The sequence below is a fragment of the Aequitasia blattaphilus genome (assembly GCF_024721305.1).
In the GTDB taxonomy this organism is placed as follows: domain Bacteria; phylum Bacillota; class Clostridia; order Lachnospirales; family Lachnospiraceae; genus Aequitasia; species Aequitasia blattaphila.
Window position 1 is genome coordinate 77,770 of the sequence record NZ_JAMXOD010000006.1, and the last position, 21,265, is coordinate 99,034.

The following is a 21,265-nucleotide window of genomic DNA, read 5'->3' on the forward strand; positions in this document are numbered from 1 at the left end:
ATGAAAAAAATATTATTAGCCGGAGAATCATGGATGAGCTATACCACTCACGTAAAAGGCTTTGATTCATTTTATACATCGGTATACGAAACGGGAGAAAAATATATAAAGAGAGCTTATGAAGAGGGAGGCTATGATTTTACATTTCTGCCCAATCACCTTGCGACAGAGGAATTTCCTTTTACGATAGAAGAATTAAAAGAATATGACATGATTATCCTATCGGATATCGGAGCAAATACCCTGCTGTTACCGGGAGCAACATTTACAAGCAGTATAAAAAGACCAAACAGATGTAATCTGATCAGAGATTACGTGCTGGAAGGCGGAGCTTTATTTATGGTTGGAGGATATCTGACATTTTCAGGAGTGGATGCAAAGGGAAAATGGCAGGATACCGCGGTTCAAGAAGTACTACCGGTACAGGTACTTCCAACAGATGACAGAATGGAGCACTGTGAAGGAATCACCCCGGTTACGACGAAATCCCATGCGATTGTGGATGGATTGGGAGAGTGGCCAAGCATTCTGGGATACAACCGAACACTTCCAAAAGAAGATGGGGAAGTCATTGCAGAGGTAGAGGGAAATCCATTCATTGCAGTCGGTGAATATGGTAAAGGCAGATCAGCAGCATTTACAACGGATTGTGCACCGCACTGGGCACCACCGGAATTCTGCGAATGGGAAGACTATAATAAACTATTCTTAAATATTGCAAAATGGTTAATGAAAGAATAAGATTACTCCTGGACCTGTTGGAGATTCCCTCAGTCAATGGGCAGGGTGGTGAAATAAAAAAAGCAGAATATTTGATGCAATATTTTAAAGACCATGGAATTGATTCCAAAATTCAAATAATCGATGAAAAAAGAGGAAATGTACTGGCAAGAATAAAGGGGCGCGATTCCAGTAAGACGATGGTTTTAAATGGTCATATCGATACAGTTCCTTATGGAGATTTAAAAAGCTGGGAGACAGATCCCCAAACACCGGTTTTGAAAGACGGAAAGCTATATGCCAGAGGAGCCTGTGATATGCAAAGTGGATTGGCGGCTCTTACCTATGCTCTGACACATTTAGAGAAAGAACCGGCCTTTGATCTTTTGTTTATTGGAACTTGTGATGAGGAAAAGGGAGGAGCTGGAGCATCAAAGCTTCTTGAGGAGCAGATCATTCCTACAAATGCTGAGATTATATTGATTGGAGAACCGACCAATCTAAACGTTGGGGTTGTACAAAAAGGCTGTTTGTGGTTGTCTTGTACATTCCATGGAAAGGCAAGCCACGGCGCTTATCCCAAAGAAGGAAGAAATGCAATTGAAGATGCATATAAATTTGCCTTTGGTATTTCAGAGTATGTGAAAGGATTTTCTCATCCCTTAGCAGGAGAATCAACAGCTCAAATCACAGAGATTACAGGTGGAATTGCACAAAATATTACACCGGATTTATGTGAGATGACAATGGATATTCGCATGGTACCAGGACTGACAGAAGAAATGGTTTTGAAAGAAGCATCTCTATATGGAAATGAGAAAGAGATTACAGTTGAAATAATAAACAGTAGAGAAGCAGTAGAAATTGAACCGGGAAATACGTTTTTGAAAAGTCTGAAAGAGGAAGTACAAGGAAGTAAAGTAAGCTGTGATAATATAGGAACCGCTTATTTTACGGACGGTTCTATCTTAAAGGGTGAGAACAGAAAAGTTCTGCTTTTTGGCCCAGGAGACCCAAAGCTTTGCCATCAGCCAAATGAGTGTGTTTCTCTGGATGAGTATGAAAAAGCAATTATGATTCTGCAGAACTTCTTAATAAAAGAAAAGGAAAAAACACAATGAAGATATTAGTATTTGGAGCATTGAATATTGACTACACGTACAGTGTGGATCATTTTGTACAAAAAGGAGAGACGATATCCTCAAGTGAGCTTTCAGTATTTAGTGGAGGTAAAGGCTTGAATCAAGCGATTGCTTTTTCGAAAGCAGGAGCAAATGTTTATCAGGCAGGCTGTATAGGTACTGACGGGAAAGTTCTGCTTTCTACTTTGGAAGAGGCGGGTGTAAACACATCCTATGTTCATGTGAGTCAGGAATATCGATCCGGTAATGCCATTATTCAAAATGATAAGGAAGGTGATAATTGTATTATTTTGTATGGTGGTTCTAATCAAGAGATTAAAAAGGAATATGTAGATGAAGTTCTTTCCCATTTTGCAGAGGGAGACTATATTGTTCTGCAAAATGAAATAAACGAGATGTCCTATATTATAGAAAGAGCAAAGGAAGTTGGAATGGTGGTTGTTTTAAATCCTTCTCCAATGGATGAGAAGGTGTTTACTTTTCCCCTTGCCTGTGTGGATTATCTTATTTTAAATGAGGTGGAGGCGTGTCAGCTTCTTGATATTCCATCAGAAGACTATAATGAAGGAGAAATTCTAGTGAGTCTTCACGAGAAGTTTCCAAATATGAAGATTGTACTTACTCTGGGAAGCTTGGGATCGAGGTATTTAGATAATGAAGAAACGGTAAATCAGAGCTGTTATAAAGTAAAGGCAGTCGATACAACAGCGGCAGGGGATACCTATACAGGATATTTTATTGCCTCAGTTATACAGAATAAGTCCGTCAAAGAAGCTATGGATATCGCGTCAAAGGCATCTGCAATTGCAGTTGGACGAAAAGGCGCATCCTCTTCCATACCGACTTATAATGAAGTAATACGTTCTTAAAAAACAAGGACCAGGGTTAAGATGTATAAAATTACATTTTCCCTGGTCTTCTTATTCTTCAATGACATGTATTTCCAAAAAATCAAAATCAATAGAATCAATAAAGCTATCTTGATAAAATCTTGCCTTATCATGTCTTTTAAACTCTTCAATGGTGGAATCCAGCCATATGGGTTTGCTGAGGTCGAAGTCGTAGGCTATTTTTTCAATAGCATTAAAGACTTTATGAGTCCTTGTGTCCTTGCTGTCATCTTCGATTACCATATCTTTTACCATGCGATTGTCCTTGAATTCCTTAGCCCATAAACGAAACATATATATCCTCCCAATATCAAATAGTGAATCTATCATACCACAGAAAAAAGAAGTATGCATCCAAAAAAAAGATGCGGCTCGGCGCCGCATCTTTTAGGAAAGGAAATGAAAAAAATATAAATATTTAAAGGATAAAAAGGAATTCGTAAATAAATGTTTTATTTATTTACTTGAGTTCATTATAGAAAGGAAATATGTCCAACTTATGACGAATTAGTTAAAATAATATAAAAGAATATAAAATGGACTTTATTCTTTTAAACAGGGGCTTTATAATTAAATAGTCTTGTATTCAATACATCCATGTGATAATATGCAGAGGACGTAGAAATAGAGAGAAGGAACGGAGAAAATCATGAGTCAAGGGAAAGGTCAAACGAATACGAAAAACATTTTTACAAGGATATTTATAGATGGATTAAGTGCCATGGCACTGGGGTTATTTGCAACCCTTATTATTGGTACCATTATTCAGCAAATCGGGCTGTTTATTGGAGGGAGATGGGGCGATTTAATCTTTCTTTTAGGAAAGGTAGCGGCTTCTTTAACAGGAGCGGGAATTGGTGTGGCTGTAGCATCAAGATTTGAGAAGTCTCCTTTGGTAGTGGTATCAGCTGGAGCCTGTGGTATGATAGGAGCCTTTGCTTCTGGAATATTAAGTGGAAGTCTGTTAGTGGAAGGAGCAATTGTATATTCTGGCCCAGGAGAACCACTGGGAGCCTTTCTTGCAGCATATATTGGCATTGTTATAGGTGGATTTGTGTCAGGGAAGACAAAGGTTGATATCATTGTGACTCCCCTTGTAACCATTGGTTCAGGTGGAGCTGTTGGACTACTTCTAGGACCAAGCATATCCTCCTTTATGATATGGTTAGGTTCCTTGATTAACTGGGGAACGGAGCAGCAGCCATTTTTAATGGGTGTTATTGTATCCGTATTGATGGGAATGGTTTTAACACTTCCAATCAGTTCGGCAGCAATTGGAATTATATTGAATTTGTCCGGACTTGCAGCAGGAGCAGCAACAGTAGGATGCTGCTGTAATATGATTGGTTTTGCTGTTGCAAGTTATAGAGAGAATAAGGTGGGAGGTCTTCTTGCCCAAGGAATCGGGACATCTATGCTACAGGTTCCAAACATTGTCCGCAAGCCTACAATTTGGCTTCCGGCTATTTTATCCAGTGCAATTTTAGGTCCTGTGGGAACCATGCTTTTTCAAATGACGAGTAATGCAACAGGTTCTGGTATGGGAACAGCAGGATTAGTAGGTCCGATTATGGTATATCAGACCATGATAACAAGTGAAGACCCAATTGTAGTTTTAATTAAAATAGTTGTACTTTTATTTGTACTTCCTGCAATTGTTACTTTATTTTTCTCTGAATGTATGAGAAAATTAGGTTGGATCAAAGATGGAGACATGAAGCTAGATCTGTAGGGGGAATAGTCGATGGCAGGAACAGGGAGAATACACGTTTACTATGGGGATGGAAAAGGAAAGACGACAGCAGCAGTAGGTGCAGCAATTCGTGGGGCAGGAAGTGGAATGAAGGTGCTGTTTTATCAATTTCTAAAGGATAATTCTTCCAGTGAGAGAAGGGTATTAGAGATGATACCTTTGATTACGTGTCTGCCAGGAAAGGATCGAGTGAAATTCTTTAAGCAGTTAAGTCAGGAAGAGAAAAAAGAGCTTCGTCGTTATTATACGAAGGCCTTGGATGAAATTGTTAAATTTTGTTCTTCATTTGACTTGCTTATTTTGGATGAGATTTTGGACGCAGTTTCTTTAAATCTTCTAAGTGAGGAAAAAGTCTTTCGGTTTTTGGAGCATAAGCCGCAAGGTCTGGAAATCATTTTGACGGGGCATGTGATAACGGAAGAGATGAAGGCAAGAGGCCAATACGTTACGCAAATGAAAAAAATAAAGCATCCCTATGATGAGGGAACTACAGCGAGAGAGGGTATTGAATATTAGGAGGTGACAAAATGGAGGAACTAAATGGAGGATATGAAACAGTAGATAGTTGGAAAACAATTATGTTTTTATATAATGCAGCGTTGAAAGAAGTGGGAACAAAGCTTGAGATTTTAAATGATGAGTTTCAATACGTGCATCAATATAATCCAATTGAACATATTAAAACCAGAATAAAGACAGCAGAAAGCATTGTTCATAAACTAAGAAGATATGGGCATGAATCCAGTATCGAAAACATGGTAAAATATGTAAATGATATCGCGGGAGTTCGTTTGATTTGTTCTTTTACATCGGATATTTACCGGTTGGCCGAAATGATTGGAAAACAGAGCGATTTGAAAGTAATCTCGATTAAGGATTATATTAAGAGCCCTAAGGAAAGCGGATACAAAAGCTATCATATGCTGGTGGCAGTGCCGATTTTTTTGTCGGACAGTGTGGTAGATACAAAGGTGGAAATACAGATTCGTACGATTGCAATGGACTTTTGGGCAAGTCTGGAGCATAAGATTTACTATAAGTTTGAAGGACACGCTCCGACACATATTAGCAAAGAACTCAAAGAGTGTGCAGAGATGATATCGGCTTTGGATGAGAAGATGTTATCATTAAATAATGAAATACTGGGATTTACACAGGATGTGCAATAGCTGCACATCCTTTTTTGACCTAAATTTTACATTCTCCTCATGAAAACTTAATACAACCAGCTTATGATACACCATGTAAAGAAAAGTAAAAGGAGAATGAAAAAGATGAAAAAAAGAATAGTAACGATATGTCTAATGTTATCAATGTTGGTAGTTGGAGCAACAGGATGTGGCAAGCAAGCAAAAGCTTCAGAAGGAATTACGATTATTTCAAGAGAAGATGGATCGGGAACGAGAGGAGCTTTTGTAGAATTAATTGGAATAGAAGAAGAGGAAATGACGACAGAGGCACAAATCACAAACTCTACATCTGTAATGATGACAACTGTTGCAGAAGATGAAAGTGCAATTGGATACATATCACTAGGCTCTTTAAACGATACTGTAAAAGCAATTGATGTGGATGGGGTGACAGCCAACGAAGAGAATATCAAAAATGGAAGCTATGGAGTAAAGAGACCGTTTAACGTTGTTCGAAAAGAAGGGGAAGAAAATGAGATTATTGATGATTTTGTGGGATTCATTTTAAGCGAAGAAGGACAGAAAGTCGTTCAGGAAAATGGATATATTTCAATTGATGATGTTCAGGAATTTACAACAGCAGCACCAAAAGGAAAAGCTATTGTAGGAGGATCTTCTTCTGTATCTCCTTTAATGGAAAAATTGGTAGAAGCATATAGTAAGGTAAACCCAGAAGCAACACTTGAGCTTCAGACCTCAGATTCTACAACTGGTGTTACCAATGTAATAGAAGGAACTTATGATTTGGGAATGGCTTCAAGAGAAGTGAAAGAAGAGGAAGCATTAGAAGGAGCTGATCCAATCGTAATTGCCACAGATGGAATCGCAGTAATTGTGAATCAAGCCAGTCAGATAGACGGATTGACAAAGGATGAAATCAAAGGAATCTATACCGGGGAAATTACATCCTGGGATTCGGTAGGACAAGAATAATTTTACATAGATTTAACATAATAAAGACAAGAGCTTTACACGGATTTAATATACTGAACCTAATCAAGGAAGCTTAGATTAGGAGAATGTAATGAAGAGAAAGACGTATTTGATTATATCCCTGTTGATTGCTCTTGTTTTTTTGAGCGGTTGTGGACAAAGTGAAAAATTTGATTCCTCCAACGATATTACAATTGTTTCAAGAGAGGAAGGATCTGGTACAAGAGGGGCTTTTGTAGAGCTCCTTAATGTAGTGCAGAAAAAGAAGAATAAGGATATTGATATGATTACTTTAGAAGCACAGATTACGAATAGCACGGCGGTTACGATGACGACGGTTGCTGAGGATGAATATGCAATCGGATATATTTCCCTGGGTTCAATGAATAGTCAGGTAAAAGCTTTGGAAGTAGATGGGGTTCCTATAAGTGAAGCAAATATAGTAAGTGGAGATTATAAAATCTCGAGACCCTTTAATATTGTTACGAAAGAGGGAACAGAGAATCCGGCAAGAGAGGATTTTATCCGCTTTGTTTTAAGTGAGCAAGGTCAGAAGGTAGTAGGGGAAGCAGGATATATCCCATTAAAAGATACCGTGCCCTACAAGCCACAAACTGTAAAAGGGAAAGTCGTGGTAGGAGGATCTTCTTCCGTAGCACCTGTTATGGAAAAAATGATAGAAGCATACCAAAGGGTTAACAAGGGAGCACAAGTCGAGCTGCAGGCAACCGACTCCACCACAGGAGCCACAGCGGTAACAGAAGGTGGCTATGATATAGGGATGCTTTCCAGAGAAGTAAAAGACAGCGAAAAAAAGCAGGGATTGGTGCCACAAGTAATGGCAATCGATGGAATTGCAATTATCGTAAACCAGCTCAATGATATTGACGGGTTAAGCAGTGATGCGATAAGAGAAGTCTATTTAGGAAATGATTTAACCTGGGATGAGGTGATGAAGTAATGAAAGAAAAAATAATGAAGGGTGTATTCCTCTTTGCTGCTTGTGCATCTATTTTAGCAGTTGGGCTGATTTGCTATTTTCTATTGGTAAATGGAATACCTGGGATGGCAAAGATAGGGGTAGGTAAATTTCTCGGCGGTAAAATCTGGCGGCCGAACAATGACGAATTTGGAATTCTTCCTATGATTGTAGGAAGCTTATACGTAACGGCGGGTGCAATTATTTTTGGAGTCCCTATTGGAATCTTAACATCTGTTTTTATGGCAAAGTACTGTCCAAAGACGATTTACAGACCATTAAAGACAGCAATTGAATTACTGTCTGGAATTCCTTCCGTAGTTTATGGTTTCTTTGGGTTGGTTGTATTAGTTCCATTTGTGAGAAATGTGGGAAGAAGCTTAGGGCTTGGCGGAAATGGGAGCAGTATTTTTACTGCCTCGCTACTTTTGGGAATGATGATACTGCCCACAATTATCGGCGTAACCGAGTCCGCCATAAGAGCAGTTCCAGCTGCGTATTATGAAGGTGCACTGGCACTAGGAGCTACCCATGAGGGAGCTGTGTTTAAGGTGGTGCTTCCAGCGGCAAAATCAGGGGTTGTAGCAGGAGTAGTTCTTGGAATCGGGCGAGCCATAGGAGAAACCATGGCAGTTATCATGGTGGCAGGAAACCAGGCCAGACTGCCCAATGGAATCTTTAGAGGAATTCGAACTTTGACGGCGAATATCGTATTAGAAATGGGATATGCAACAGATTTACACCGGGAAGCTTTAATTGCAACAGGGGTGGTACTCTTCGTATTTATTCTGGCAATTAATGTAAGTGTTTCTTTATTAAACAGGAGGGGACAGAATGGATAATTTAAAACAAAAACTCTCAGCCTATAAAAAGCATCCTGGATCACTGGTTGTAATGCTTTTGGTCATGTTTGCATCTTTAATTACCTTTTTGGTACTGTTTTTTCTGGTGATTTATATTCTTGCGAAGGGAATTCCCCATTTAAAGCCTTCCTTGTTTTCTTTTACTTACACATCAGAAAACGTATCTCTTATGCCGGCACTGATTAATACCATTATTATGACACTTCTTTCCTTACTGATTGCCGTTCCCTTTGGTATTTTTTCGGCAATTTACTTGATAGAATATGCCAGCAAGAAAAACAAGTTTGTGAGTATTATAAGAATTACAACGGAAACTCTGACAGGAATTCCTTCCATTATCTATGGTCTTTTTGGAATGCTTTTCTTCGTCACAAAACTGCAGTGGGGATTTTCTATTCTTGCAGGAGCATTTACACTTGCTATCATGATCCTTCCTCTGATTATGAAAACGACAGAAGAAGCATTGAAATCAGTGCCGGATTCCTTTCGGGAAGGAAGCTTTGGATTGGGAGCAGGAAAGCTTCGTACCGTATTCCGCATTGTACTTCCCTCGGCAATTCCCGGTATTTTGGCCGGAATTATATTGGCTGTAGGAAGAATTGTAGGAGAGACAGCGGCACTAATATATACTGCAGGAACGGTAACGAAAATTCCGAAGGGAGTAATGGAGTCCGGAAGAACCTTGGCGGTACATATGTATAACTTATCCAGTGAAGGACTGTACATGGATCAGGCTTATGCAACGGCTGTAGTATTACTTGTCTTGGTACTGGGAATTAATACCCTATCGGGATTTATTGCAAAGAAATTGACAAAGGAGAGAAGCTAGGATGAAGATAGAAGTAAAAGATATGAATCTTTATTATGGAGATTTCCATGCGCTGAAAGATATTAATATCGGAATCGAGGAAAAGAAAATAACAGCATTTATCGGTCCCTCGGGATGTGGAAAATCAACCCTTCTCAAATCCATAAACAGGATGAATGATTTAGTGGAAAATTGCCGCATTAAAGGAGATATCTTTCTGGACGGAGAAAATATTTATAAGGATCTGGATGTAAACTTGTTACGAAAAAGGGTAGGTATGGTATTTCAGAAGCCGAATCCCTTTCCAATGAGCATTTATGATAATGTGGCATACGGTCCAAGAACCCATGGGATTAAATCCAAGGCCATGCTGGATGATATTGTGGAAAAATCTCTCCGGGATGCAGCGATTTGGGAAGATACAAAGGATCGGTTAAAGAAAAGTGCACTGGGGATGTCAGGCGGGCAGCAGCAAAGACTTTGCATTGCAAGAGCCTTGGCTGTTCAGCCGGAGGTTCTGTTAATGGATGAGCCGACTTCTGCACTAGATCCCATTTCTACCACGAAGATTGAAGACCTTGCGATGGAACTTAAAAAAGACTATACTATTGTCATGGTAACCCACAATATGCAGCAGGCACTTCGAATCTCTGATAATACAGCATTTTTCTTGTTGGGAGAAATAGTAGAATACAATGATACTGAGAAGTTATTCTCGATTCCTTCGGATCAAAGAACGGAGGATTACATCACAGGGAGGTTTGGATAATGAGAAGAAGATTAGACATGCAGCTTGATGAATTGAATGAGCTTCTTACCCACATGGGAGAGCTTTGTCAAGTGGCGATTAATAAGGCTACAAAGGCATTGAAAAATGGTGACGTATCTCAGGCAAAGAAGGTGCAAAAGGCAGATATGAAAATCGATCAGATTGAAAAAGATATTGAAAGTCTTTGTATGAAGATGCTTTTGGAGCAACAGCCTGTGGCAAGAGATTTACGTCAGGTATCGGCAGCTTTAAAGATGATTACAGATATGGAGCGAATCGGAGATCAAACCTCGGATATAGCAGAAATTGTTATTTCAGAGAACATAACGGAATCCATGGAATTGGTGGAATTGACTCAGATGGCAGAAGCAGCAGGAAAAATGGTAAAGGATAGTGTCAGGGCATATGTAAACCAAGATTTATCTTTAACTCGTAAGGTCATTGAGGCAGATGATGAGGTGGACCGTATGTTTGTGGAAAATAAAAAAGAACTAGTAGAGTATATTGCAAAAGATAAAGGGAAGCATGGAGAGCGAGCCATGGATTTAATCATGGTGGCGAAGTATTTAGAACGAATCGGGGATCATGCAACAAACATTGCGGAGTGGGTGGAATATTCCATTACAGGAATTCGAATCGAAGGGAATTAGTTTATATGACCATGATTTACTGTGTAGAAGATGATGATAATATTAGGGAATTAGTGGTATACACTTTAGAAAGTACGGGCTTTCAAGGAAAAGGGTTTGGAGAAGGGGCTTCTTTTTATGATGGAATCAAAAAGGAGAAACCGGATTTGATTCTCTTAGATATCATGCTCCCAAAGGAGGATGGGTTATCCATTCTGAAGAAGCTAAAAAGTAATCGAGATACGAAAAACATACCGGTTATTATGCTGACGGCCAAAAGCACAGAATATGACAAGGTATTGGGGCTGGATCTGGGGGCAGATGACTACATTGCCAAGCCTTTCGGTATGATGGAGCTGGTTTCCAGGGTGAAGGCAGTTTTAAGAAGAGGTGCGCCAGTGGAGAAAAGCAGTGAAACACTCGTTTTTGACACCTTGGTCATGAATCAAAAAAAGCATGAAGTGAAATCAGAAGGGGAAAGTATCCCTCTTACCTTTAAGGAATATGAGCTTTTAAAACGTCTTATGACCCATCCAAACCAAGTGCTGACCAGAGATCAGCTATTAGAAGAGATTTGGGGGTACGATTTTGATGGTGAAACCAGAACGGTAGATGTCCATGTGCGGACATTGCGGCAAAAGCTTGGAAAAAATGCAGATAAAATAGAGACCGTGCGAGGGGTGGGTTATCGCATAAGTGATTAGGAGAGAATCTATGAAACTACAGAAGAAAATATCCAGAAGTACAATCATAATTGTATTGGCTGCATTAATTGTATCTTATTTGCTTACAATTTTAGTCGTGTACAGACAAACCTTAAGATTAGTAGAGGATGAACTGGTAAGTGAAGCAGACTATATGATTGCAGCGGTTAACATAGCTGGAGAGGATTATCTGGAAGATTTGGACGCAGTACGACGGTCTACCAGAGTAACTTTAATTGATGAGCAAGGTGATGTTCTTTATGATTATGTAGGAGGAGCAAAAGAAGAGAATCATAAAAGACGTCCAGAGGTCATCGAGGTATTAAAAAGTGGAAGCGGAAAAGATGTAAGAAAATCTGCGACGACAGGAAAAGATACCGTATACTTTGCGAAGAAGATGGAGGATGGAAGAATATTCCGTGTTTCAAAATCCATCGATACAGCACTGGTTATTTCCCTGCGTATTTTGCCATGGATCGGGTTGATTATGCTGGTGATGTGCGGGGTATCCTGGAGAATATCAAAGTGGCAGGTGAAGAAGATTATTGCACCTCTTAACCAGATGGACTTAGAAGATCCAATGAAGAACCAGGTGTATGAGGAATTGACACCTCTCCTGGTGAACATAGATGAATTAAATAAAGAAAAAGAAAAGATTGGGAAAATGCGGAAAGAATTTACAGCAAATGTTTCCCATGAATTGAAGACACCATTAACATCTATATCCGGTTATGCAGAGTTAATGAAGGACGGATTGGTGAAAAAAGAGGATATGGCAGAATTCTCCAATCGAATCTATGGAGAATCAAAGAGAATGATTTCCTTGATAGAAGATGTAATCCAACTCTCAAGATTGGATGAAGAAGTTGAGGTTGAGAAGGAAGAAATTGACTTGTTTGAGCTTACTCTGATGACAGTAAACCGCCTCTCACCAATGGCTGCGAAGTATAAAGTCCATATAAAAATGACAGGAGAGCCAGTTACGATTACAGGGATAAAAAAGGTAATCGAAGAAATGGTGCAAAATCTTTGTGAAAATGCCATTAAGTATAATAAAGAAAATGGCGAGGTAACGGTTTGGGTAGGGAAAACCTTACAGGGAATAAAGATTTCAGTAGCCGATACAGGAATCGGAATACCAAAGAATCAGCTGGATCGGGTATTTGAGAGATTTTATCGAGTAGACGTTAGTCATTCCAAAGAAGTAGAAGGAACTGGATTAGGCCTTTCAATCGTAAAACATGGGGCAATCTTGCATGATGCTAAAATACAAATTGACAGTGAGAAGGATCAGGGAACCAAGGTTGAGATTGTATTTTGACAGTAGATTGACTATAATAGAACCAGTTAAAAATATGTCAGGAGGAAAAGCACTATGAACATTACAGAAGGATATATGCCTTATTTAGGGTATCAGACGTATTACCGTATCGTTGGGGATTTAGAAAGCGGAAAAGCACCATTGGTTTTGCTGCATGGAGGTCCGGGATCGACTCATAACTATTTTGAGGTTTTAGATCGTTTAGCAGAGGAAGATGGCAGAGCGCTGATTATGTATGATCAAATCGGCTGTGGGAACTCCTACGTAGAGAATCGTAAGGATTTATGGAATGCAAAAGTATGGGTTGAAGAGCTGATTGCATTGCGTGATCACCTGAATTTAAAAGAAATTCATTTATTAGGACAATCCTGGGGAGGAATGCTTCTTTTGGATTATATCTGTAATTATAAGCCAGAAGGAATCAAAAGTATTATCTTATCCAGTACCTTACCGGCTTCATGGATGTGGGGAATTGAGCAGCACCGTATGATTAAGGAACTGCCAATTGAAATGCAGGAAGCAATTGAAAAAGCGACTTCTACAGGAAATTATGATGACCCCATGTATGCAAAAGCTGAGGCAGAATATATGCTGCGACATGCAGCGGGTGCTGTGACAGAAGAATCTCCAGAGCCCCTTAGACGTCCAGTGAAAAAGGGCGTGGAAAGTTACGTGGTAGGCTGGGGACCAAATGAATATACCCCACAGGGAACTTTAAAGGATTATGATGTAACAGAGCAGCTAAAGGATATTAAGGAGCCAGCGTTGGTAATTAATGGCGGAAATGATTTGTGTACACCTTATATTGCAAAGTATATGTATGATCGTATTCCAAACAGCGAGTGGGAACTGTTTAGAACTTGCCGGCATATGTGTTTTGTCGAAGATAATGAAAAATATGTGGAACGAATGAAGGAGTGGCTGAACCCAAGAGATTAGAGGAGAAGCACCAATGAAAATTTATGATATAACAAAAGAATTATTTTCAACACCAGAGTACCCAGGGGATCCGTCGCCTGGGTTTACTCAGGTTTATGACATGAAGCAAGGAGACACCTGCAATTTGACCAATATTACATTTGGAGCCCATAACGGAACCCATCTGGATGCACCAAAGCACTTTGTGCAAAATGGGAAGGATGTCGAAAGTATGGAATTATCTCGCTGTATTGGAGAATGCAAGGTGGTATCTCATCAAGGAGATTTGACGAAAGAGGCTGTTCAGGACTATTTGGAAGATGGTACCAAAAAGCTATTACTGAAAGGAAGCTATACCATTACAAAGGAAGCAGCAAAAGAGATGACCTTGAAAGGCATGGAGCTTTTAGGAGTGGTAGATCCAACCGTTGGAGCCGAAGAGGGAGTTACGGTACATAAAATTCTCTTGCGTAATGAAGTGGTTATTTTAGAAAATCTCAATTTGGATGGAATTACAGAAGGGAAATACTTCATCAGTGCACTGCCTCTCAGGATGAGAGGAATTGAAGGGTCACCAGTAAGGGCAGTACTAATCGACTTTACATAGAAGTATAAACTATTTATAATAGATGCTGAATAAAAGACACACAGAAGGAGGAACATAAAGTATGCACACAACTAGAAAAGTTACCGACGATTTATACTATATAGGATGTAATGACCGGAAACTGGAACGTTTCGAAAATCTTTTTACTCTGCCCAATGGGGTTTCTTATAACTCCTATTTAATCATGGATGAAAAGGTGGCATTAACAGATACCATAGATGCAGATGTAACAGACCAGTTTATTGAAAATATAAATTACGTATTGAATGGAAGGAATATTGATTACTTAATCATTCACCATATGGAGCCAGATCATGGAGCAAATATTAAAAGACTTATGGATTTGTACCCGGATATGACTTTGGTTGGCAACGTAAAAACAAAGAAGATGGTTGATCAGTTTTTTGATTTTGATTGTGAGGACTGCATACAGATTGTAAAAGAGGGAGACAGTTTAAACCTTGGAAGCCATACCCTGACATTTTATATGGCGCCTATGGTTCACTGGCCAGAGGTGATGGTTTCTTATGACGAAAAGGATAAGGTTCTTTTTTCGGCAGATGGATTCGGAACTTTTGGAGCATTAGATGGTGGAATCTTTAATGATGAAGCGAATTTTGAAGAAAAATATTTGGATGAAGCAAGAAGATATTATGGAAATATTGTTGGGAAATACGGTATGCAGACAGCAAACCTTCTTAAAAAGGCAGCAGGACTGGACATTCAAATGATTTGTCCTTTGCATGGCCCAATTTGGAGAAGTGATTTGAGTTATTTCTTAGAGAAATATGATAGATGGAGTACTTATACTCCAGAGACAGAAGGGGTACTCATTCTCTGTGGAAGTGTCTATGGACATACGATGGCGGCAGCGGAGAAAATCGCTTTAAAGCTGAAAGAAAAGGGTGTTAAAGAAGTCGTTCTTTATGATGTATCAAAGACGGAGGTATCCTATCTGATAGCTGAAATTTTCAAGTATTCTCATCTTATTTTTGCATGTGCTACCTATAATAACGGAATCTTCCCGAAAATGGCAGATTTACTTCACGATATGAAAGCATTGGCTTTGCAAAAGAGAACGGTAGGTATTGTACAGAATGGTACATGGGCTCCGGCATCAGGCAAGCTGATACGAGAAGAGCTGGAGTCTATGAAGGATATGAAGATTGTGGATAAGCAGGTGAATATACTTTCGGCACTGAAGGCGGCACAAGAAAGTGAAGTGGATGACTTTGTTTCTGCTTTTACTGAGTCAATGAAATAGGAGGAGAAGTTGGATGAAAAAGTACACAAGAGAAGAAATACTGGAACTTGTCGAGGAGGAGGATGTGGAATTTATCCGACTACAATTTACTGATATTTTTGGAATGATGAAAAATATGGCAATTACTACCAGCCAGCTTGAAAAGGCACTGGATAATAAGTGTATGTTTGACGGCTCTTCAATTGAAGGCTATGCCAGAGTGGAGGAGACGGATATGTATCTCTATCCTGATTTAGATACCTTTGAAATCTTTCCATGGAGACCACAGCAAGGAAAAGTTGCCCGGTTAATTTGTGATATTTATAAACCAGACGGGACACCTTTTGAAAGGGATCCCAGATATATTTTACGAAATGTGATAGCTGAGGCAAAGGAGATGGGGTATACTTTTTTTGCGAAGCCAGAATGCGAGTTTTTTCTGTTTGATGTGGATGACAAAGGATTGCCTACGACTCATACAAACGAAAACGCAGGTTACTTTGACTTAGGACCTTTGGATTTTGGTGAAAATGCCAGAAGAGATATGGTGCTCATGCTTGAGGAGATGGGATTTGTTATTGAGGCGTCTCATCATGAAAGTGCCCCGGCACAGCATGAAATTGATTTTCAGCATGATGAAGTGTTGAAAACGGCAGATAATATTATGACCTTTAAGCTTGTGGTAAAAACCATTGCAAAGAGACACGGCCTTCATGCTACATTTATGCCGAAGCCAACGAGTGGACGTCATGGTTCTGGAATGCACATCAATATGTTTTTGAAAAAAGATGGAAAAAATGTATTTGAGGATAAAAGTGATGAAAGTGGATTAAGTAAAGAGGCTTATTACTTTATAGCAGGTTTGTTAAAGCACATTAAAGCGATCACCTTCTTGGCAAATCCAATTGTCAATTCATATAAAAGACTTGTTCCAGGATATGAAGCTCCTACTTACATTGCATGGTCTGCTACAGACCGGACACCTCTTATTTGTATTCCTACGAATCAGGGAGATTTAACCAGAATTGAGCTTACCAGCCCGGACTCCACTTCGAATCCATATTTAACACTTGCAGCGTGTTTAAAGGCAGGCTTAGATGGAATAAGAGAGCAGAAAATGCCTACTGAAAAAATCGACGCTCTTCCCGGAAATCTATTAGAGGCAACGGAGGAGTTTGAAAAGGATGAGTTGATTAGAAGTGTTCTGGGAGATGATTTTGCACGAAAGCTGATTCGTGTAAAAAAAGAAGAGTATCAAGATTATGATATGGAAGTAACACAATGGGAAATTAATAAATACTTACATCGATTTTAAGCCATGAAAAAACAACAGGAGGTGTAAGCTTTGTTCGGTATTATTATCGTATTTCCCAATAAAGACAATGCAGTTCAGATTCAGAACATGCTGATGCATCAAGGACTTCCGGTGAAAGAAGTCTGTACAACAGGTGCCCAGGCTTTAAAGGCTGCAGAAACATTAGATGAAGGAATTGTAATCTGTGGTTATAAATACAACGATATGGTGTATACAGAGCTGAGAGAATATCTCTCAGAGGCTATGGAGATGGTGTTAATTGCTTCAGCAGACCGATGGAGCAGTGGTCACGCCTCAGGTGTTTTAGGACTCTCAATGCCTTTTCGAGCGTATGATCTTGTCAATACAGTAAATATGTTGACTGTGTCGATGCAGAAGAAGCGGAAAAAGAAGAGGTTTGTAAAGAAAGAAAGAGAGCCGAAAGAACAAGCATTGATTGACCAAGCTAAAAATTTACTTATGAGTCGAAACAATATGACAGAGGAACAGGCACATAAGTATTTGCAAAAAACCAGTATGGATAATCAAACCACTCTGATTGAGACTGCTCAGATGGTTTTGAGTATAATGTCAGAATAGGAAAGAAAAGGAGATATTTATGTTTAAAATTAATGAGGATTATTTGAAATTACCGGGAAGCTATTTGTTCTCTACTATTGGAAAAAAAGTGAATGCATTTCAGGATGCAAATCCAGACAAGTCTTTGATTCGTTTGGGAATTGGTGATGTGACTCAGCCTCTTGTACCAGCAATTATTGATGCATTGCACGATGCAGTAAGTGAAATGGGAAGACCAGATGGATTCCATGGATATGCACCGGATCTTGGATATGAATTTCTAAGAAGTGCCATGGCTCAGAATGATTATCAGGTAAGAGGGTGTGATATTAAAGCAGATGAGATCTTTATTTCAGACGGAGCAAAGTGTGATTCAGGAAATATCCAGGAGATATTTGCAAAAGACAGTAAAATCGCTGTTTGTGATCCAGTTTATCCAGTCTATGTAGATACAAACGTAATGGCAGGAAGAACCGGAACTTATGATCCTGCTACAGAGAAGTGGAGCGATGTGATTTATATGCCTTGTACCAAGGAAACCAATTTTGCACCAGAGCTTCCAAAAGAAACTCCTGATGTAATCTATCTCTGTTTTCCAAATAACCCTACAGGTTCTACGATTTCTAAGGCGGAGCTTCAAACCTGGGTAGATTATGCAAACAAGGTAGGAGCAGTAATTATCTATGATGCGGCCTATGAAGCGTATATTACAGAAGAAGATGTGCCTCATACGATATATGAGTGTGAAGGCGCAAGAACCTGCGCAATTGAGCTGAGAAGTTTTTCGAAAAATGCTGGATTCACAGGGGTAAGACTTGGAGCGGCTGTGGTACCGAAGGATATTAAATCGGGAGACACAACTCTTCACCAGCTTTGGGCAAGACGTCATGGAACCAAGTATAATGGAGCACCTTATATTGTACAAAGAGCAGGAGAAGCCGTTTATTCACCAGATGGAAAGGCTCAAATCAAGGAGCAGGTTGGCTACTATATGAATAATGCGAAGGTAATCTATAATGGCCTTAAGGAAGCGGGATATAATGTATCAGGAGGTGTCAATGCACCTTATATCTGGTTGGAGACACCAACGGGAATGAGTTCATGGGAATTCTTTGACTATTTACTTGAAAAAGCAAATGTTGTAGGAACTCCGGGGTCGGGATTTGGTCCAAGCGGAGAAGGATACTTTAGACTGACTGCATTTGGTACTTATGAGAACACAGTAGCAGCGATTAATCGAATTAAGAATATCTAAAGATTATAGTAAAATGACTCTCTCTAAGCAAAGGTTTTGATGCTCTATTTTCCGGTGTTTAGAGAGGGTTTTAACATTTAATTGTATAATCTAAAAAAAAGTATTGATTTTTGGATTTATTTTGATATAATAAGAATGTTCGTTATAACCAATGCGGATTGGTGTAATGGTAGCACAACAGACTCTGACTCTGTTTGTAGAGGTTCGAGTCCTCTATCCGTAGTCTGTTATAAGCCGGATGATAATTCATCTGGCTTATACTTTTAAAAGAATACCGGAGTGTGGCTCAGCTTGGTAGAGCGCTACGTTCGGGACGTAGAGGTCGCGTGTTCGAATCACGTCACTCCGATTCGGCGAAAAGCCAGTAAAACAGAGGGTTTGCAGAAAATTGCAAAGCTTCTTTTTTTGTCTAAAACGATTTTTTCTAATAATAAGTTCTAATAATGTTTGCAATAAAGCACGATAGACAGAAATACTCATAAGAGGTTTATTAACAATTCCTCTGTGGATTCTGTGTTGTCACTTGCCCTTTGTATAAAGAAATTAAGGTTGCAAATATGCACTTATTTTGCTACTATGCGTATAGAGCAATCGTATATCAGGGTGGTTCTCGCTCCCAGAATGAAAGAAGGGGGTGAGGCTTATGGAATTTGGCGAAGTAATATCTCTATTATTTATTGCCGGAACGTTTCTAATTGCCTTGCTGTCTTACATAGACCGTAGGAATAGAGACTAAACATAACAAAAGACTTCCCTGAACTTGACGGAACGGGAAGTCTATTAGTATGATATAGATTTATTCTGGGAGTCAACCACTCTGTTGTGGGGTTGCTCTCTTTATATACATAGTTTAACATTGAAGTTATATAATTTCAAGTATTATGTTTTGTACCGAATTTCGGTACTTTTTTTATGCTAGTCAATAATAATGTCGGACATTAAATCTAAAGCTGTATCTGACATTTTCTCAACAATATGTGCATAGTTCCGCATAATGGTTTCAACAGAGTCCCCCATGATTTCACCAACAACTTTAATATGTACTTTCTTAATAAGTGCAAGTGTCGCAAAGGTATGTCGAAAACCATAAGGTGTTATGGGATTAAGGAAAAAACGTTCTTCTGTATTTCCTTTCTTTTCTTCCGCTTTATTTATTCTTGCTATCAGTCGACGAAGGTGATTTCGATAATTACTGGTTGATATACACTCGCCATGCTCATCCACAAAAAGATACTGATACTCGTCAGAAGAAGAGCGTAATGAATTGCTCAATTTTATTTGAGTTTCAAGTAGTGGAATTACTTTATCTGGAAGTCGAAGACTTCTCTGTGCACCAGAGTTTTTTAAGTCTGTTTTTCGCTTTTTATGGTCTAATCCATAATTCAAGGTTAATAGCTTGTTTTTAAGAAGAACGTCTCGTATACTGATTCCGCAAATCTCGCCGGGACGCATCCCAAAGGTTGCATGAATACGATACAGATTATAGTAGTGATCCTGTTTAGTAAGAGGGTGATTCATAAAAAACATGAGCGCTTCTTCGGTCCAATACTTATCGCTTTCCACCCCTTTTGACTTCCGTGTTGGGCGCTGTATATTGGCTTTACAGGGGTTTTTAGATATTACCCTTAAAGGTTCTATGCAATATTCAAAAACTTGTGATAAGAGGTTAAAGGCATCGTTTACAGTTGCAGCAGCATATCTTTCAGTTAAGAAAGTAACCCAATCTTGAATTACTTCAGGAGTAAGTTCTTTAAAACTATAATCATCCAGTATCCCCAAGTAAATATTAGCATAATTTGTGTCGCGTTCTTGGGTGGATTTATCTTTTGTAATTCTTGTTTTCAGCCAGAGTTCTTTCCCAATCTTGAATAAGGTGTTTTCTTTTTCTTTAAGCTGTAATGAATCTTTTGATATTTCGAGCTTCATACGAGCTTCTTCTTTTACAGCATCACCGTGTCTCAAATAGGCATTTCCCCATTTATATTTTTTCTCTCCGGTAATTGCATATAAAGAAATCACAGGATAATAGTAGGTAACTGTTTTCCCATTAGATTTCCTTTTCTTTTTTTGAATACTCATCGTTTATTCTTACCTTAATTTTATAGTATCTCATCGTCTAATTTTCCACTCATCAATAGAAATAACATTAGTTAGGAGATTTTGTCTCCTACATACTCCGTGTCAGTCGTATTTTCGCCTTTTCGGATGAGGTCAATCATTTGACCGATAATCCATTGCTTATCCATTTTACTAAGTTGAGAATAGTATAGAAGCAACTCTTTCTCTTCATCATTTAATAGAGGAGTGTTCTCTTGCATAAAATTTATAGTATCCTCTTTTCTTTGGTCGGAAATACCGGCAAGATAATCCAAGGTGACATTAAAGTATTTACATATTTCTTTTTTGATTTGGTCGTTGGGCGTACTATTATTGTTTTCATACAAAGAAACTGTGGATTTTACAACACCAAAAATATGACCAAATTCCTCTTGAGTTAGTTCTTTTGATAATCTAAGTTCTTTTATCCTAGATCCCATCGTTGACATAGTAAACCTCCTTACTTGAAGTTGAAAGTTATTAAACATAAGAACGGATACTTTTGATGACATCTTTTTTTCATACGTAAGAAGGTTAATGTTGTATATGGATAGAAAGTAACTTTCAATAT

At 38.9% G+C, this 21,265-nt stretch carries 24 protein-coding genes and 2 tRNA genes; 23 read left to right on the forward strand and 3 right to left on the reverse strand.

Features of this window, described 5'->3' with window-relative positions; all coding sequences use genetic code 11:
* Genes NHH15_RS05845 through NHH15_RS05855 form a run of 3 tightly spaced genes read left to right on the forward strand, consistent with a single transcriptional unit; the run spans position 1 to position 2,731 of the window.
* Positions 1-741 (forward strand): glutamine amidotransferase, encoded by a 741-nt coding sequence (locus NHH15_RS05845; RefSeq protein ID WP_262065725.1) that lies wholly within the window; start codon positions 1-3, stop codon positions 739-741.
* A complete protein-coding gene (locus NHH15_RS05850; protein WP_262065726.1) occupies positions 723-1,841 on the forward strand; it encodes a M20 family metallopeptidase in 1,119 nt (372 codons plus the stop codon). The genes NHH15_RS05845 and NHH15_RS05850 overlap by 19 nt, the downstream gene beginning before the upstream one ends.
* Positions 1,838-2,731 carry a ribokinase gene (locus tag NHH15_RS05855; RefSeq protein ID WP_262065727.1) on the forward strand — a complete coding sequence of 298 codons (894 nt, stop codon included), beginning with the start codon at positions 1,838-1,840 and terminating at the stop codon, positions 2,729-2,731. Before NHH15_RS05850 ends, NHH15_RS05855 begins: the two co-directional genes overlap by 4 nt.
* A 51-nt stretch (positions 2,732-2,782) precedes the next feature.
* On the opposite strand, the gene NHH15_RS05860 is transcribed toward NHH15_RS05855, so the two are convergent.
* The gene (locus NHH15_RS05860; protein ID WP_262065728.1) at positions 2,783-3,046 is read right to left on the reverse strand and encodes a hypothetical protein; all 264 of its coding nucleotides are present in this window, start codon (positions 3,044-3,046) and stop codon (positions 2,783-2,785) included.
* 355 nt (positions 3,047-3,401) lie between these two features.
* On the opposite strand from NHH15_RS05860, the gene NHH15_RS05865 reads away from it, so the two are divergent.
* The 20 genes from NHH15_RS05865 to NHH15_RS05960 all read left to right on the forward strand — a co-directional run bounded on the left by NHH15_RS05865 (position 3,402) and on the right by NHH15_RS05960 (position 19,333).
* Positions 3,402-4,484, forward strand: coding sequence for a PTS sugar transporter subunit IIC (locus tag NHH15_RS05865; protein ID WP_262065729.1), 1,083 nt, complete (start codon positions 3,402-3,404; stop codon positions 4,482-4,484).
* A gap of 12 nt (positions 4,485-4,496) precedes the next feature.
* Positions 4,497-5,021, forward strand: a complete 525-nt coding sequence (locus NHH15_RS05870; RefSeq protein ID WP_262065730.1) for a cob(I)yrinic acid a,c-diamide adenosyltransferase — start codon at positions 4,497-4,499, stop codon at positions 5,019-5,021.
* Positions 5,022-5,032: 11 nt separating this feature from the next.
* The gene (locus NHH15_RS05875) at positions 5,033-5,674 is read left to right on the forward strand and encodes a GTP pyrophosphokinase (RefSeq protein WP_262065731.1); all 642 of its coding nucleotides are present in this window, start codon (positions 5,033-5,035) and stop codon (positions 5,672-5,674) included.
* Positions 5,675-5,770: 96 nt separating this feature from the next.
* Positions 5,771-6,628, forward strand: coding sequence for a substrate-binding domain-containing protein (locus NHH15_RS05880; protein ID WP_416386574.1), 858 nt, complete (start codon positions 5,771-5,773; stop codon positions 6,626-6,628).
* A gap of 91 nt (positions 6,629-6,719) precedes the next feature.
* The gene (locus tag NHH15_RS05885; RefSeq protein WP_262065733.1) at positions 6,720-7,589 is read left to right on the forward strand and encodes a substrate-binding domain-containing protein; all 870 of its coding nucleotides are present in this window, start codon (positions 6,720-6,722) and stop codon (positions 7,587-7,589) included.
* Positions 7,589-8,449 carry a phosphate ABC transporter permease subunit PstC gene (gene pstC / locus NHH15_RS05890; protein ID WP_262065734.1) on the forward strand — a complete coding sequence of 287 codons (861 nt, stop codon included), beginning with the start codon at positions 7,589-7,591 and terminating at the stop codon, positions 8,447-8,449. Before NHH15_RS05885 ends, pstC begins: the two co-directional genes overlap by 1 nt.
* Entirely contained in the window at positions 8,442-9,299 is an 858-nt protein-coding gene (pstA, locus tag NHH15_RS05895) for a phosphate ABC transporter permease PstA (RefSeq protein WP_262065735.1), read from the forward strand. Before pstC ends, pstA begins: the two co-directional genes overlap by 8 nt.
* A gap of 1 nt (position 9,300) precedes the next feature.
* Complete coding sequence (gene pstB / locus NHH15_RS05900) at positions 9,301-10,047, forward strand: phosphate ABC transporter ATP-binding protein PstB (RefSeq protein ID WP_262065736.1); 747 nt, start codon at positions 9,301-9,303, stop codon at positions 10,045-10,047.
* Positions 10,047-10,697 (forward strand): phosphate signaling complex protein PhoU, encoded by a 651-nt coding sequence (phoU, locus tag NHH15_RS05905; RefSeq protein WP_262065737.1) that lies wholly within the window; start codon positions 10,047-10,049, stop codon positions 10,695-10,697. Before pstB ends, phoU begins: the two co-directional genes overlap by 1 nt.
* A gap of 11 nt (positions 10,698-10,708) precedes the next feature.
* Positions 10,709-11,380, forward strand: coding sequence for a winged helix-turn-helix domain-containing protein (locus tag NHH15_RS05910; protein ID WP_262065794.1), 672 nt, complete (start codon positions 10,709-10,711; stop codon positions 11,378-11,380).
* A 10-nt stretch (positions 11,381-11,390) separates the two neighbouring features.
* Complete coding sequence (locus NHH15_RS05915) at positions 11,391-12,701, forward strand: sensor histidine kinase (RefSeq protein WP_262065738.1); 1,311 nt, start codon at positions 11,391-11,393, stop codon at positions 12,699-12,701.
* A gap of 54 nt (positions 12,702-12,755) precedes the next feature.
* Positions 12,756-13,640, forward strand: a complete 885-nt coding sequence (pepI, locus tag NHH15_RS05920) for a proline iminopeptidase (protein ID WP_262065739.1) — start codon at positions 12,756-12,758, stop codon at positions 13,638-13,640.
* A 13-nt stretch (positions 13,641-13,653) separates the two neighbouring features.
* The gene (locus NHH15_RS05925) at positions 13,654-14,226 is read left to right on the forward strand and encodes a cyclase family protein (RefSeq protein ID WP_262065740.1); all 573 of its coding nucleotides are present in this window, start codon (positions 13,654-13,656) and stop codon (positions 14,224-14,226) included.
* A 61-nt stretch (positions 14,227-14,287) separates the two neighbouring features.
* A complete protein-coding gene (locus NHH15_RS05930) occupies positions 14,288-15,490 on the forward strand; it encodes an FprA family A-type flavoprotein (RefSeq protein WP_262065741.1) in 1,203 nt (400 codons plus the stop codon).
* Positions 15,491-15,503: 13 nt separating this feature from the next.
* A complete protein-coding gene (gene glnA / locus NHH15_RS05935; protein WP_262065742.1) occupies positions 15,504-16,784 on the forward strand; it encodes a type I glutamate--ammonia ligase in 1,281 nt (426 codons plus the stop codon).
* 30 nt (positions 16,785-16,814) lie between these two features.
* Positions 16,815-17,363 carry an ANTAR domain-containing response regulator gene (locus NHH15_RS05940; RefSeq protein ID WP_262065743.1) on the forward strand — a complete coding sequence of 183 codons (549 nt, stop codon included), beginning with the start codon at positions 16,815-16,817 and terminating at the stop codon, positions 17,361-17,363.
* Between the two features lie 19 nt (positions 17,364-17,382).
* Positions 17,383-18,597 (forward strand): LL-diaminopimelate aminotransferase, encoded by a 1,215-nt coding sequence (locus NHH15_RS05945; RefSeq protein WP_262065744.1) that lies wholly within the window; start codon positions 17,383-17,385, stop codon positions 18,595-18,597.
* Between the two features lie 152 nt (positions 18,598-18,749).
* Positions 18,750-18,820: transfer RNA gene (locus tag NHH15_RS05950), tRNA-Gln, on the forward strand.
* A 52-nt stretch (positions 18,821-18,872) separates the two neighbouring features.
* Positions 18,873-18,946: transfer RNA gene (locus NHH15_RS05955), tRNA-Pro, on the forward strand.
* 294 nt (positions 18,947-19,240) lie between these two features.
* Positions 19,241-19,333, forward strand: a complete 93-nt coding sequence (locus NHH15_RS05960; RefSeq protein ID WP_262065745.1) for a putative holin-like toxin — start codon at positions 19,241-19,243, stop codon at positions 19,331-19,333.
* 179 nt (positions 19,334-19,512) lie between these two features.
* Here NHH15_RS05960 and NHH15_RS05965 read toward each other — a convergent pair whose 3' ends face one another.
* Complete coding sequence (locus NHH15_RS05965; RefSeq protein WP_262065746.1) at positions 19,513-20,676, reverse strand: tyrosine-type recombinase/integrase; 1,164 nt, start codon at positions 20,674-20,676, stop codon at positions 19,513-19,515.
* A 71-nt stretch (positions 20,677-20,747) separates the two neighbouring features.
* Positions 20,748-21,143 carry a helix-turn-helix domain-containing protein gene (locus NHH15_RS05970; protein ID WP_262065747.1) on the reverse strand — a complete coding sequence of 132 codons (396 nt, stop codon included), beginning with the start codon at positions 21,141-21,143 and terminating at the stop codon, positions 20,748-20,750.
* Positions 21,144-21,265: the final 122 nt, after the last annotated feature.

Coding starts and splice junctions, on each gene's coding strand:
- NHH15_RS05845 (WP_262065725.1), top strand. CDS start 1: ATGAAAAAAATATTATTAGCCGGAGAATCATGGATGAGCTATACCACT.
- NHH15_RS05850 (WP_262065726.1), top strand. CDS start 723: ATGGTTAATGAAAGAATAAGATTACTCCTGGACCTGTTGGAGATTCCC.
- NHH15_RS05855 (WP_262065727.1), top strand. CDS start 1,838: ATGAAGATATTAGTATTTGGAGCATTGAATATTGACTACACGTACAGT.
- NHH15_RS05860 (WP_262065728.1), bottom strand. CDS start 3,046: ATGTTTCGTTTATGGGCTAAGGAATTCAAGGACAATCGCATGGTAAAA.
- NHH15_RS05865 (WP_262065729.1), top strand. CDS start 3,402: ATGAGTCAAGGGAAAGGTCAAACGAATACGAAAAACATTTTTACAAGG.
- NHH15_RS05870 (WP_262065730.1), top strand. CDS start 4,497: ATGGCAGGAACAGGGAGAATACACGTTTACTATGGGGATGGAAAAGGA.
- NHH15_RS05875 (WP_262065731.1), top strand. CDS start 5,033: ATGGAGGAACTAAATGGAGGATATGAAACAGTAGATAGTTGGAAAACA.
- NHH15_RS05880 (WP_416386574.1), top strand. CDS start 5,771: ATGAAAAAGATGAAAAAAAGAATAGTAACGATATGTCTAATGTTATCA.
- NHH15_RS05885 (WP_262065733.1), top strand. CDS start 6,720: ATGAAGAGAAAGACGTATTTGATTATATCCCTGTTGATTGCTCTTGTT.
- pstC (WP_262065734.1), top strand. CDS start 7,589: ATGAAAGAAAAAATAATGAAGGGTGTATTCCTCTTTGCTGCTTGTGCA.
- pstA (WP_262065735.1), top strand. CDS start 8,442: ATGGATAATTTAAAACAAAAACTCTCAGCCTATAAAAAGCATCCTGGA.
- pstB (WP_262065736.1), top strand. CDS start 9,301: ATGAAGATAGAAGTAAAAGATATGAATCTTTATTATGGAGATTTCCAT.
- phoU (WP_262065737.1), top strand. CDS start 10,047: ATGAGAAGAAGATTAGACATGCAGCTTGATGAATTGAATGAGCTTCTT.
- NHH15_RS05910 (WP_262065794.1), top strand. CDS start 10,709: ATGATTTACTGTGTAGAAGATGATGATAATATTAGGGAATTAGTGGTA.
- NHH15_RS05915 (WP_262065738.1), top strand. CDS start 11,391: ATGAAACTACAGAAGAAAATATCCAGAAGTACAATCATAATTGTATTG.
- pepI (WP_262065739.1), top strand. CDS start 12,756: ATGAACATTACAGAAGGATATATGCCTTATTTAGGGTATCAGACGTAT.
- NHH15_RS05925 (WP_262065740.1), top strand. CDS start 13,654: ATGAAAATTTATGATATAACAAAAGAATTATTTTCAACACCAGAGTAC.
- NHH15_RS05930 (WP_262065741.1), top strand. CDS start 14,288: ATGCACACAACTAGAAAAGTTACCGACGATTTATACTATATAGGATGT.
- glnA (WP_262065742.1), top strand. CDS start 15,504: ATGAAAAAGTACACAAGAGAAGAAATACTGGAACTTGTCGAGGAGGAG.
- NHH15_RS05945 (WP_262065744.1), top strand. CDS start 17,383: ATGTTTAAAATTAATGAGGATTATTTGAAATTACCGGGAAGCTATTTG.
- NHH15_RS05960 (WP_262065745.1), top strand. CDS start 19,241: ATGGAATTTGGCGAAGTAATATCTCTATTATTTATTGCCGGAACGTTT.
- NHH15_RS05965 (WP_262065746.1), bottom strand. CDS start 20,676: ATGAGTATTCAAAAAAAGAAAAGGAAATCTAATGGGAAAACAGTTACC.
- NHH15_RS05970 (WP_262065747.1), bottom strand. CDS start 21,143: ATGTCAACGATGGGATCTAGGATAAAAGAACTTAGATTATCAAAAGAA.